Source organism: Micromonospora sp. NPDC047527, from assembly GCF_040643015.1.
GTDB lineage: Bacteria > Actinomycetota > Actinomycetes > Mycobacteriales > Micromonosporaceae > Micromonospora.
In genome coordinates, this window is record NZ_JBEYTK010000007.1 from 203,402 (window position 1) to 216,726 (window position 13,325).

Below are 13,325 nucleotides of genomic sequence, written 5' to 3' on the forward strand. Positions count from 1 at the left end.
TCAATAGACCCCACGGGCCGACGTCGTCCCTCACCATGATCCAACCTGAGTGACGACAGGAGGCCCGGTGGCCTTTCCGTACCCGCAGAGCCCACAGGCTTTGCCGACGCCCGGCCCCCGCCCGTCCGCCCAGGGTCTCTACGACCCGGCGCAGGAGCACGACGCCTGCGGAGTGGCCTTCGTAGCGGACCTGCACGGCCGGCGGTCGCACTCGGTCGTCGCCAACGGGCTCGGAGCGCTCTGCCGGCTGGACCATCGCGGCGCCCGGGGCGCGGAGCCGAACACCGGCGACGGCGCGGGCATCATGATCCAGGTCCCGGACGCGTTCCTGCGCGCGGTGGCCGACGTCACGCTTCCGCCAGCCGGCGAGTACGCCACCGGCCTGGTCTTCCTCCCCGACGACGACGCCGCCGAGGCTCGCGCCCGCCGGGTCATCGAAAAGTACGCGGTCGTCGAGGGGGCTGACCTCCTCGGCTGGCGGGACGTGCCGATCGAGCCGACCGGGCTCGGCGAGACCGCCCTGGCGGCGATGCCCAGGGTCCGGCAGGTCTTCCTCGCCGCGCACCGGCTCACCGACTCGCCCGCCGGCCGGGCCGGCTCCCCGCTGCGCGGCATCGACCTGGACCGGGTGGCGTTCTGCCTGCGCAAGCAGGCCGAGCGGGAGACCGCCGAGCGGGGCGTGCCGGCGTACTTCCCGTCGCTGTCCAGCAGGACCATGATCTACAAGGGCATGCTCACGCCCGACCAGCTCCCGGCGTTCTACCCGGACCTGCGCGACGAGCGCGTGGACAGCGCTATCGCTCTCGTGCACTCCCGGTTCTCCACGAACACGTTCCCGTCCTGGCCGCTGGCGCACCCGTACCGGTTCATCGCCCACAACGGCGAGATCAACACGATCCGGGGCAACCGCAACTGGATGCAGGCCCGCGAGGCGCTGCTGCGCTCGCCGAACCTGCCGGGCAACATCCGGCGGGTCTTTCCGGTGTGCACCCCCGCCGCCTCCGACTCGGCGAACTTCGACGAGGTCCTGGAGCTGCTGCACCTGGCCGGTCGGAGCCTGCCGCACGCGGTGCTCATGATGATCCCCGAGGCGTGGGAGAACGACCCCGGCATGCAGCCGGACAAGCGGGCCTTCTACCGCTTCCACGCGAGCCTCATGGAGCCGTGGGACGGGCCGGCGTCGGTGGCGTTCACCGACGGCGAGATCGTCGGCGCGGTGCTGGACCGCAACGGGCTGCGCCCGGGGCGCTGGTGGCAGACCGCCGACGGCCTGGTCGTGCTGGGCTCCGAGGCGGGCGTGCTCGACCTCGACCCGGCGCGTGTGGTCGCCAAGGGGCGGCTCCAGCCGGGCAAGATGTTCCTGGTCGACACCGTCGCCGGCCGGATCGTGCACGACGACGAGATCAAGTCCGAGCTGGCCGCCGCCCAGCCGTACGACGAGTGGCTGCACGCCGGGCTGATCGAGCTCGACGATCTGCCGGCCCGCGAGCACACCGTCTACACCCACGACTCGGTCCGGCGCCGCCAGCAGACCTTCGGCTACACGCAGGAGGAGCTGAAGATCCTGCTCGCGCCGATGGCCCGTACCGGCGCCGAGCCGATCGGCTCGATGGGCACCGACACCCCGATCTCGCCGCTGTCCACCCGGCCGCGGCTGCTCTACGACTACTTCCACCAGCTCTTCGCCCAGGTCACCAACCCGCCGCTGGACGCCATCCGTGAGGAGCTGGTGACCAGCCTGGCGTCGACCATCGGGCCGGAGGGCAACCTGCTCGACCCGGGTGCGGCGAGCTGCCGGCAGATCGTGCTGCCGCATCCGATCATCGACAACGACGAGCTGGCGAAGATCCTCTCCATCGACGAGGACGGTGACCTGCCCGGCTTCAAGGCGGTCCGGGTCTCCGGCCTGTACCGCATCCGGGAGGGTGCCGCCGGCATCAAGGCCCGGCTCACCGAGATCTGCCGGCACGTCTCCGAGGCCATCGAGGACGGCGTCCGCATCCTGGTGCTCTCCGACCGGGACTCCAACGCCGATCTCGCGCCGATTCCGTCGCTGCTGCTCACCGCGGCCGTGCACCAGCACCTGGTGCGGGAGCAGACCCGCACGCAGGCGGCGCTGATCGTCGAGTCCGGCGACTGCCGGGAGGTGCACCACGCGGCCGTCCTGATCGGGTACGGTGCGGCGGCGGTCAACCCGTACCTGGCCTTCGAGTCGGTGGAGGACATGATCGCCACCGGCGCGCTGACCGGTGTCGAACCGGCTGCCGCGGTGCGCAACTACGCCAAGGGGCTCGGCAAGGGCGTCCTGAAGATCATGTCGAAGATGGGCATCTCGACGGTCTCGTCGTACTGCGGTGCTCAGGTCTTCGAGGCGGTCGGGCTGGACACCCGGTTGATCCACCGCTACTTCCGGGGCACCCCCAGCCGCATCGGCGGGGTGGGCCTGGCCGGCGTGCACGCCGAGGTGGCCGCCCGGCACGCGCTGGCCTGGCCGCCGGCCGGCACCGCCGTCTCCGACCGGCTGGAGGTCGGCGGCGAGTACCAGTGGCGTCGTGAGGGTGAGCTGCATCTGTTCAACCCGGAGACGGTCTTCCTGCTCCAGCACGCCACCCGCAGCCGGCAGTACGACGTCTTCCGGCAGTACACGGCGAAGGTCGACGCGCTCGCCGCGCAGGCCGGCTCGCTGCGCGGGCTGTTCACCCTGCGCACCGGGGTCCGCCCGGCGGTGCCGATCGAGGAGGTCGAGCCGGCCACCGAGATCGTCAAGCGGTTCGCCACCGGCGCCATGTCGTACGGGTCGATCTCGGCGGAGGCCCACGAGACGCTCGCCATCGCGATGAACCGCCTCGGCGGCAAATCCAACACCGGCGAGGGCGGCGAGGACGTCGATCGGCTGCACGACCCGCTGCGCCGCTCGTCGGTCAAGCAGATCGCCAGTGGCCGGTTCGGTGTCACAAGCGAATACCTGGTCAACGCCGACGACCTCCAGATCAAGATGGCCCAGGGCGCCAAGCCCGGCGAGGGCGGCCAACTGCCCGGCAACAAGGTCTGGCCGTGGATCGCCCGGACCCGGCACGCCACCCCCGGCGTCGGCCTGATCTCCCCGCCGCCGCACCACGACATCTACTCCATCGAGGACCTGGCCCAGCTCGTCCACGACCTGAAGTGCGTCAACCCGGCCGCCCGGGTGCACGTCAAGCTGGTCAGCGAGGTGGGTGTCGGCACCGTCGCCGCCGGGGTGGCCAAGCTCAAGGCCGACGTCATCCTGATCTCCGGTCACGACGGCGGCACCGGCGCGTCCCCCCTGAACTCGCTCAAGCACGCGGGCACCCCGTGGGAGCTGGGGCTGGCCGAGGCGCAGCAGACGCTGCTGCTCAACAAGCTGCGCGACCGGGTCACCGTGCAGGTCGACGGCCAGCTCAAGACCGGTCGGGACGTGCTGATCGCGGCGCTGCTCGGCGCGGAGGAGTTCGGCTTCGCGACCGCGCCGCTGATCGTCTCCGGCTGCGTGATGATGCGGGTCTGCCACCTGGACACCTGCCCGGTGGGCATCGCCACCCAGAACCCGGTGCTGCGTGAGCGGTACACCGGCACCCCGGAGTTCGTGGAGAACTTCTTCCTGTTCCTCGCCGAGGAGGTCCGCGGGTACCTGGCCGAGCTGGGCTTCCGATCGATCGAAGAGGCGATCGGGCAGACCGAGTTGCTCGACGTGGCCCCGGCGGTCACGCACTGGAAGGCGCACGGGCTCGACCTGGCGCCGGTCCTGCACCTGCCGGAGTTGCCCGCCGGCGCCGCCCGGCGTGGCGTGCGCGCCCAGGACCACGGCCTGGAGCACTCCCTGGACAACGAGCTGATCGCATTCGCCCGCCCCGTGCTCTCCGCTGCGGAGTCCCGGGCGGAGGCGGCCAGCGCCGAGGCCTGGGACTCCGCCCAGGTGACGCCGGTACGTGTCGAGGTGGCGGTGCGCAACGAGCACCGCAGCGTCGGCGCGATGCTCGGCGGTGAGGTGACCCGCCGGTTCGGTGGCGCAGGCCTGCCCGACGACACCATCGAGTTCGTGCTGCATGGCACGGCGGGGCAGTCGTTCGGCGCGTTCCTGCCGCACGGGGTGACCCTGCGGCTGCACGGCGACGCCAACGACTATGTGGCCAAGGGCCTCTCCGGTGGGCGGATCATCGTCCGCCCGGACGCCGCCGCGCCGTTCCTCGACGCCGACGCCGCGCCGGGCAACCGTGCCGAGGACCAGATCATCGCCGGAAACACCATCCTGTACGGAGCCACCGCCGGCGAGGTCTTCCTGCGTGGCCGGGTGGGGGAGCGGTTCGCGGTGCGCAACTCCGGCGCGACCGCGGTGGTCGAGGGTGTCGGCGACCACGGCTGCGAGTACATGACCGGCGGGACGGTGGTGGTGCTCGGCGCGACCGGCCGTAACTTCGCCGCCGGCATGTCCGGCGGTACGGCGTTCGTGCACCGGCTGGACCGGTCCCGGGTCAACGCGGAGCTGGTCGACCTGACGCCGCTGGGCGAGCAGGAGCAGGCCCTGCTGCACGAGCTGGTCCAGCGGCACGTGGCCGAGACCGGTTCGGCGGTCGCCGAGGATTTGCTCAAGCGCTGGCCGGAGGCGGTGGCCGAGTTCACCGCGGTGGTGCCCCGCGAGTACCGCCGGGTGCTGGAGATCATGCGGGCCGCCGAAGCCGCCGGCCTCGACGTCGACGACGCGGTGATGGGCGCGCTCAGCGCACCCTCGGCCGCGCCCGTGCCGCCCGCTTCGCGGGTGGTTGCCCAGGAGGTGGCCCGTGCCTGACCCGAACGGTTTCCTGCGCTACGACCGGCGACTGCCGGCCCGCCGTCCGGTGTCGGTGCGGATCAGCGACTGGCGTGAGGTGTACCCGCCGGCCGGCGAGGAACTGGTCCGCGAGCAGGCGACCCGGTGCATGGACTGCGGCATCCCGTTCTGCCACGACGGCTGCCCGCTGGGCAACCGGATTCCGGACTGGAACGACCTGGTCCGCACCGGCAGCTGGGACGCCGCCGTGGAGTCGCTGCACGCCACAAACAACTTCCCGGAGTTCACCGGCCGGCTCTGCCCGGCGCCCTGCGAGGCGGCCTGCGTGCTGGGCATCGCCGGTGGGCAGCCGGTGACCATCAAGCAGGTGGAGGTGGAGATCGCCGACGCCGCCGCGGCGGGTGGCCTCCTGCCCCGCCCGGTGCCGGCGCCGTCCGGCCGGTCGGTCGCCGTGGTCGGTTCCGGGCCCGCCGGCCTCGCCGCCGCGCAGCAGTTGGCCCGCGCCGGTCACGCGGTGACGGTGTACGAGCGCGACGACGCGATCGGTGGCCTGCTCCGGTACGGCATCCCGGACTTCAAGCTGGAGAAGCGGCACATCGACGCCCGGTTGGCGCAGCTCTCCGCCGAGGGGGTGCGTTTCCGCACCGGCGTGAACGTCGGCGTGGACGTCACCGCCGAGCAGTTGCGCGCCGAGCATGACGCCGTGCTGCTGGCCTGCGGCGCGTTGCACGGCCGGGACACCCCGGAGACCCCGGGGCGGGCGCTGCGGGGCGTACACCAGGCGATGGCGCATCTGGTCGCGGCCAATCGCGCGGTCGCGGCAGCGGCCACCGACCTGCCTGGCACCGCCGTCACCGGCGAGGGCCGGGCGGCCCGGGCGGTGCTGCCGGACGGCACGCCGATCGACGCGGCCGGCAAGCACGTGGTGATCATCGGGGGCGGTGACACCGCCGCTGACTGCCTCGGTGTCGCGCACCGGCAGGGTGCCGCTGGTGTGCACCAGCTCGACCTGTACCCGCAGCCGCCGAGCGAGCGCGACGAGGCGCGGGACCCGTGGCCGACCTGGCCGTGGCTCCTGCGCAGCTACCCGGCGCACGAGGAGGGCGGCGAGCGGGTCTTCGCGGTGGCGGTGCAGGAGTTCGTGGACGACGGCACCGGCCAGGTGCGGGCGGTCCGGATCGCCGAGGTGACGGTGCAGAAGCACGACGGCCGACGGGTGGTCACCGTGGTGCCGGGCTCCGAGCGGGAGTTGCCGGCGGATCTGGTGCTGTTGGCGATCGGCTTCGAGGGCACCGAGCAGCAGCCGCTGCTGGCCCAGTTCGGCGTGACCCGTAACGCGCGAGGCGCCATCGACGCCCGGGACGACTGGCAGACCGACGCCGACGGGGTGTTCGTGGCCGGCGATATGCACCGGGGCGCCTCGCTGATCGTCTGGGCCATCGCCGAGGGTCGTGCGGTGGCCGCCGCCATCCACGGTTACCTCGGTGGTGTCGGTGCTCTGCCGGCCCCGGTGGGTCCGGCCGCGCAGGCTCTCGCCGCGCGGTGAGCTGAGTGCGTCCGGTCGGTGTGGCGGCAGCGCTGCCCACCGGCCGGACGTCTCCGCTGGTGAAGCCGCTCACAAACCTGGGCAAATGGGTTTAGGCCGGCAAGACTTGTCGGCTGCCGAACCGCGCCGCGATCGGCATGAATGATCATGCCGCCGATCGCTGGAGGTTCGTCGTGGCCCGAGGTGCCACCTTCGCCGCGCTGCGCCACCGCAACTACCGGATCTGGGCCCTCGCCGGGTTCGTCTCCGTCATCGGCACCTGGATGCAGGTCCTCGGAGTCAACTGGTACGTCCTGAAGGCAACCGGTTCGGCGACGTCCATGGGCTTCACCGTCCTGCTCCAGGCGGCGCCCACCCTGCTGCTCAGCGTCTGGGGCGGTGTGCTGGCCGACCGTCTGCCCGCCCGACCGCTGCTGATCGCCGCCCAGGTCGCCCACGCGGCACTCGCCGCCGGACTGGCTGCGGTCGCCCTGACCGGGGTAGGTGGCATGCCGCTGATCTTCGCGATCTCGTTGGCCACCGGTGCTGTCTCGGCGATCGAGGGCCCGGTGATGGGACGCTGGGCCTCCACGCTGGTGGACCGGGAGACGCTGGGCAATGCCCTGGCGCTCGGCTCGCTCACCAACTCCGCCGGCCGCATCCTCGGCATGAGCCTCGGCGCCGTCGTGGTGGCCGCCGTCGGCCCCGGACTGCTGTTCGGCATCAACGCGGCGAGCTTCGCCGCCGTGGTGGTGGCGCTGTTCGCCATACGACCGGGGGCCCTGCCCGCTCAGGTGGTGCCGGACGCGGGCCCGACCCGCGGCGGTGCCCGCGCCGGATTCGCCTACCTGCGCGGGCAGCCGGTGCTGCTCCTCGCGCTCGCCCTGTCGTTCGTGCTCGGCAGCCTGGGCCGCAACTACCAGGTCACGATGGCGGCGATGAGCGACGGGCCGCTGGACGCCGGCGCGTCCGGCTACGGTTTCCTGTCGACCGTGTTCGCCGTCGGGACGGTGTTGGGCGCGTTCGTCGCGGCCCGTCGGCGTTCACTGGGCTACCGGACCCTGGTCGCCGCGGGCCTGCTCGCCAGCGGACTGCAGATCGTCGCCGGCCTCGCACCGGGGACCTGGAGCTTCGCCGCGATCATCCTGCCGATCGCCGCCGCCGCGGTGATCATCGACACCACCGTCGGCACCCGCGCCCAACTCGACACCGACGGCGCGATGCGGGGCCGGGTACTCGCCGCCCTGGCGGTCACCGGCTCGGTCTCCGCCGCGGTCGGCGCTCCACTGCTCGGCTGGCTCGCCGAACACGCCGGACCACGCCAGACACTCATCCTCGCCGGTTCCGCCGCGGCGATCGCCACAGTGGCGGCGGCGGTCGCCCTGGACCGCCAGCGCAACCGCGCGACCACCCTCACGCTGGTCGTGCCGCAACCGCGCCATCCGGTACGACGGGTGGCGTTCAGGGTGGCGCGTATCGCCCGGCCGAGCGGCGCGGTCTGTGCCATCGCACCCGCCCGGCCCGGTTCGGCGGTGTCCGGCTCGGGGCTGGTCGGTTCGGCCGTGTCCCGCCAGGTGATCGACGCGCGGTGATCGACTCCAGGTCGCCGACATCGCGGTATCGAGTTATCGGGATGCCGCGATGTCGGCGATATGGAGTCGATCAACCAGTCGAGGCTGGACGCGCGGAAGGCCCACCGCGTGGGCGGCGGGCCTTCCGGGTCGACGGGTCGACGGGTCGACGGGTCGACGGGTCGACGGGTCGTGCCTAGTGCGACAGCAGGTGGTGGGACTCGCGGATCTTGACCCAGGACTTCGGCTCGGCCGGCGGAGCGGCCTTGCGGGCGGCACTGGCCACGTCGGGTCGGCCGGCGGTGAACAGCCAGGTGGTGAACAGGTCGTCCAGGTCCAGTCCGGAGATCCGTTCGGCCAGGGCCTGGAACTGCGCGATGGTGCCGTTGCCGTACCGGTGCTCGGTGGCCCAGGTCGGCAGGATCTCGAAGAACGCGTCGTCACCGACGGCTAGCCGTAGCTGGTGCAGGGCCATCGCGCCCCGGTCGTAGACGGCGTTGTCGAAGATCCGAGCCGCACCCGGGTCACCGGGCAGCACCTGCCAGAACTCCGAATCGGCCGGGTAGCTGGCGTAGGTGAAGTCGAAGAGCTCCTGCGCGGTGCCCTCCCACTGCTCCTCCGACCACAGCCACTCGGCGTACGAGGCGAAGCCCTCGTTGAGCCAGATGTCGCGCCACTCGGCAACGGACACCGAGTCGCCGAACCACTGGTGGGCGTTCTCGTGAACCACCACGTACGTGTTGGCGCCGCGACGCCAGAAGCCCGGCCCGTACACCGGTCGGGTCTGCGTCTCCAGGGCGAAGCTGATGCCGTCCACCGGCCCGGCCACGCCACCCTGCGCCTCGAACGGGTACGGGCCGAAGATCCCGCTGCACCAGTCGACGATCTCGGCGGTCCGCTCGATGCTGGCCCGCGCGGCCGGCCCGAGCGCGCCCAGCGAGGTGCTGTACGCGTTGATCACCGGCTGGCCGCTCGGCGTGGTGTCGGTGACGATGTCGTACTGGCCGATGGCCATGAAGGCCAGGTAGGTGGCGGTGGGGGAGGTGGTCCGCCAGATCCACCGGGTGCGGTTGCCGGCCTCGGCCAGCGGCGGCCGTGGCTGCACGCCGTTGCTGATCACCTCGACCCCGGTGGGCACCGAGACGGAGATGTCGAAGGTGGCCTTGTCCAGTGGGTGGTCGTTGCTCGGGAACCACCACCACGCCGCCTCGGGCTCGTTGACCGCGAGCGCGCCGTCGTCGGTACGCGTCCAGCCGGTGTAGCCGCCGACCAGCGTCTCCGACGGGATGCCGTCGTAGCGCACCACGATCGTCAACTGCTGGCCTCGCGTGATGGTGCGGGCCGGCGTGACCACCAACTCGTGCACGCCCTCGGTGCTGGTGCTGGCCTCCCAGCCGTTGACCCGCACCGACTCGACGTCGAGCAGGAAGTCCAGGTTGAACCGGGAGAGGTCCTGTGTGGCGGTGGCGAGGATCGTGGTGGTGCCGGTGAGTCGGTCGGTGGCCGGCTCGTAGCGCAGCCGGACGTCGTAGTGCGAGACGTCGTAGCCGCCGTTGCCGTAGTCGGGGAAGTAGCTGTCGCCCAGGCCGGGCGCGCCGGGTTGCGGCGCGACCGTGACGACGGGCCGGCCCCAGGCGGTCGGCGCGGCCTGGCCAGGAGTGCCGGCGAGCATGGTGCCGGCGGTGGTGAGGGTCAGGGCGGCGGTGGCCGCCGTGAGGACACGTCGCACGGTGTGGACTCCCTCCATCGGGGTGTACGCCACGCCAACCTAATCGACAACTGTGAACGTCGCTGCCCGCCAGGCAGTGATGACGGGCTATTCCATTGATCTGTTTGTTTCGCTAGCATTACCGCCTAGTAACAACTGCTTCGTCCCTGGCCACGCGCGCGGTCGCAGGATCCCACCACCCCTGTCCTGTGGAGGTCCGTCATGCCCCACCGCCCGCTGGCCCGCGCACTCGCCGCGCTGGTCGCACTCTTCGCCGCCGCCCTCGGCGCCGTGCTCGTTCCCGGCACCGCGCAGGCCGCCGCCGTCAACTACGTCGCGCTCGGCGACTCCTACTCCTCCGGTGTCGGCGCCGGCCCGTACGACTCGTCCGGCTGCCTGCGCAGCCAGAAGTCGTACGCCCCGCTCTGGGCGGCCGCCCACGGCGTGACCAGCTTCAACTTCCGGGCCTGCGGCGGCGCGGTCACCGCCGACGTGCTCAACGACCAGGTCAGCGCGCTCAGCGCCAGCACCACCCTGGTCACCATCACCATCGGTGGCAACGACGCCGGCTTCGTCAACGTCATCACCAGCTGCCGGTTCGGCAGCACGTCGTCCTGCACCAACGCCGTCAACACCGCCAAGACCTTCGCCACCTCGACCCTGCCCGCCCGGCTCGACGCCACGTACGCCGCCATCCGCACCCGGGCGCCCAACGCCCGACTGATCGTCCTCGGCTACCCGCGCCTGTTCGAGACGAGCTCCTGCGGCTGGTTGGCGATGAGCACCTACAAGCGCACCATCCTCAACGAGGCAGCCGACGTGCTCGCCTCGGTCACCGCGAGCCGGGCCAGCGCGGCCGGCGCCACCTTCGCCGACACCCGCAGCTACTTCTCCGGGCACGGCGTCTGCGCCGGCGACCCGTGGATCAACGACATCTCCGGGTTGATCGAGGCGTACCACCCGGACGCCGACGGCTACCGCTACGGCTACCTGCCGGCGCTGAACGCGGTCACCGGCTGACCCGCACACCGTGCCCTGGCGGCCGACGGTCCACCCCGGACCGTCGGCCGCCGCGCGCCGACCCGGCCCGTCCACACCCGCGTCGGTACTGTGCCGGTGTCACCGCCGTCCGTTAGGGTTTCGGCGAACCGGACGGCCGTGGCGTGGGAGGCAGAGCGTGGGCAGGCTCGCGTCGGCGTACGGGCAGGCGGCCACCGCCCACCGGGCGGCCCGCGCCCACCTCGACACCGCCCGGGGCGCGCTCGGCGCGGCACCGGCTCCCACCCCACCGGTCGGCGGGAGCGACCTGGTGGCCCGACTCGCGCGCCTCGGCGGCGCGCTGGCCACCCCCACCCCGGGCGCCACCGGGCTGACCGACGCGCCGGCCGCCGTGCGGATCGGCGAGGCGTCCACCCCGGACGGCGGCTTCCCGGTGCTGGTGCCGCTCGGCGGCGGGCACCACCTGGCGCTGGACACCGACGCCCGGGACCGCCGGGTCGCCGCGCTGCTGCGGGCGCTGGTGCTGCGGCTGGTCGCCACCGCGCCGCCCGGCCAGGTCCGGGTCGCCGGCATCGACACCGCCGCGTTGGGCGCGACCTTCGGGCCGTTGCGCCCGCTGCTCGACGCCGGCGTGCTCGACCCGCCGGCCACCGGCGACGCCGAGGTGACCGCCCTGCTGGACGCCGCCGAACGGCACGCCCGCGCCGCGCAGCACGCCGAGCCGCACACCCGGCAGCTTCTGCTGGTGGTGGCCACCGCCGCCCCACCGCCGCGCGAGCTGGCCCGGCTCGCCGCGCTCACCCACGCCGGCCCGGCCGCCGCCGTCTGCGTCCTGCTCGCCGGCCATCCGTCCCGGCTGCCCGGTGAGACCTCGCCGCCGCTGGGCGGCACCACCGCCATCCGGCTCTTCGAGGGGTACGCGCACGTCGGCGACCCGCCGGGCACCCCGTTCAGCGCCGACGGCGGGGGCCTCGCCGCACCGGTGCAGCTCGACGGCGACCCGCCGCCGGCCTCGGTACGCGCGCTCGCCGAGCACCTCGGCGCCGCCGCCCGCCGCTCCGAAGCGCTGCCCTTCGCCGAACTGCTGCCCGAGCGGCGCTGGGCCGAGTCCGCCGGCAACGGGCTGCGTACCGTCATCGGTCGGGCCGGCTCCGCGCCGATGCCCGGCGCCTTCGACACGCCACTGACGGTTGCCTTCGACGACGCCACCCCACACTGGCTGGTCGGCGGGCGCACCGGCGCCGGCAAGACCGTCTTCCTCCTCGACGTCCTCTACGGGCTGGCCGCGCGTTACTCGCCGGCCGAGTTGCAGCTCTACCTGCTCGACTTCAAGGAGGGCGTCAGCTTCACCGAGTTCGTGCCCACCGGGCGTGACCCGTCCTGGCTGCCGCACGCCCGCGCCGTCGGCATCGAATCCGACCGCGAGTACGGCCTCGCCGTGCTGCGCGAGCTGCGTCGGGAGGCACAGCGCCGGGCCACCACCCTGAAACGGCACGGTGTCACCAAGCTGGCCGACCTGCAGTCGGCCAACGCGTTGCCGCGCATCGTGGCGGTCATCGACGAGTTCCACGTGCTGCTCGCCGGCAACGACGCGCTGGCCCGCGAGTCCGTCGACCTGCTGGAGGAGTTGGCCCGCAAGGGCCGCTCCTACGGCGTACACCTGGTGCTGGCCAGTCAGAGCATGACCGGCATCGAGGCTCTCTACGGGCGGGCCGAGGCGATCTTCGGGCAGTTCGCGCTCCGGGTGGCGCTGCCCGGCGGGGGCGGGGTGCTCGACCCGCTCAACGACGCCGCGGCGGCCCTGCCGATCGGCTCCGCCGTGGTCAACACCGCCGCGGGCGCGGTCGGCGCCGACACGGTGCTGCGCTTCCCCGACGCCCACGCCGCATCCGCCGACCTCGCCGCGCTGCGCCACGAGCTGTGGCAGGCCCGGCCGCCGGGCTCGCGGCCACCGGCGGTCTTCAGGGGGTACGAGGCGGCGCGGGTCGAGGACGATCCCACCTTCGCCGGGTTGCGCCCCGGTGGCCGCCGCCCGATGGCCCTGGTCGGGCGGACGGTCGACGTGCACGGCACCACCGCGCTCTTCCTCATGGACAGCACCCCGGGCCGGCACCTCGCCGTCGTCGGCACCACACCGGGCGGTGCCGACGTGCTGCGTGCCGCGACACTCAGCCTGGCCCGCCAGCACATCTCCGGTGACGCCCGGTTCCAGCTCGCCTCGCTGGTCAGCGCCGCCGAACCGGTCGCCGACGAGACCACAGCCGCCCTGCGCGCCGCCGGTCACCCGGTGCACCGCCTGGACGCGGCCGGGCTGCGCGACCGGGTCGCCGCGCTGGCCGCCGAGCCCGCCGGCCGCGAATACCTGGTGGTGTTCGGCATGGACGCCGCCGCGCCGGTCCTCGGAGCGGTCGACCCGGTCACCTTCCGCTCCGGCCTCGACGACCTGCGCACCCTGCTGCGCCACGGCCCGGCCCAGGGGATACACCTGCTCGGCTGGTGGCGCGGTCTGCGCCGGCTCGCCGACGACCTCGGCGGCACGCAGAACCGCGACGACGTCGCCTGCCTCGTCGCGCTCAACGTGCCCGGGCCCGAGCTGGCCCTGCACCTCGGGGTGCACGACCTGGCCTACACGCCGCGCGCCGACCGGGCGCTGCTTGTCGACCGGCACGACCAGCGCACCAGGTTGATCGTGCCCTTCGCCCGGGACGGGCACGAGCCGGACGGGGAGCGTTGACG

The 13,325-nt window shown here is 73.1% G+C and carries 6 protein-coding genes; 5 read left to right on the plus strand and 1 reads right to left on the minus strand.

Translation table 11 applies throughout. From position 1 onward, the window contains the following. The first annotated feature begins 67 nt into the window (after positions 1 to 67). From gltB to ABZ808_RS25445, 3 genes are all read left to right on the plus strand, one after another. Positions 68 to 4,804 (plus strand): glutamate synthase large subunit, encoded by a 4,737-nt coding sequence (gene gltB / locus ABZ808_RS25435; protein WP_357011095.1) that lies wholly within the window; start codon positions 68 to 70, stop codon positions 4,802 to 4,804. Next, a complete protein-coding gene (locus ABZ808_RS25440; protein WP_357011097.1) occupies positions 4,797 to 6,332 on the plus strand; it encodes a glutamate synthase subunit beta in 1,536 nt (511 codons plus the stop codon). Before gltB ends, ABZ808_RS25440 begins: the two co-directional genes overlap by 8 nt. A 173-nt stretch (positions 6,333 to 6,505) precedes the next feature. After that, entirely contained in the window at positions 6,506 to 7,903 is a 1,398-nt protein-coding gene (locus tag ABZ808_RS25445; protein WP_357011099.1) for an MFS transporter, read from the plus strand. Between the two features lie 175 nt (positions 7,904 to 8,078). On the opposite strand, the gene ABZ808_RS25450 is transcribed toward ABZ808_RS25445, so the two are convergent. Next, the gene (locus tag ABZ808_RS25450) at positions 8,079 to 9,611 is read right to left on the minus strand and encodes a M1 family metallopeptidase (RefSeq protein ID WP_357011102.1); all 1,533 of its coding nucleotides are present in this window, start codon (positions 9,609 to 9,611) and stop codon (positions 8,079 to 8,081) included. 201 nt (positions 9,612 to 9,812) lie between these two features. Between ABZ808_RS25450 and ABZ808_RS25455 the strand changes: the two genes are divergently transcribed. Beyond that, a complete protein-coding gene (locus tag ABZ808_RS25455; RefSeq protein ID WP_357011104.1) occupies positions 9,813 to 10,610 on the plus strand; it encodes an SGNH/GDSL hydrolase family protein in 798 nt (265 codons plus the stop codon). A gap of 157 nt (positions 10,611 to 10,767) precedes the next feature. Then, positions 10,768 to 13,323 (plus strand): FtsK/SpoIIIE domain-containing protein, encoded by a 2,556-nt coding sequence (locus tag ABZ808_RS25460; RefSeq protein WP_357011106.1) that lies wholly within the window; start codon positions 10,768 to 10,770, stop codon positions 13,321 to 13,323. Positions 13,324 to 13,325 lie beyond the last annotated feature (2 nt).

Bases quoted from the DNA above. Each gene is read 5' to 3' on its own strand.
- ABZ808_RS25455 (WP_357011104.1), top strand. From the start codon at position 9,813: ATGCCCCACCGCCCGCTGGCCCGCGCACTCGCCGCGCTGGTCGCACTC.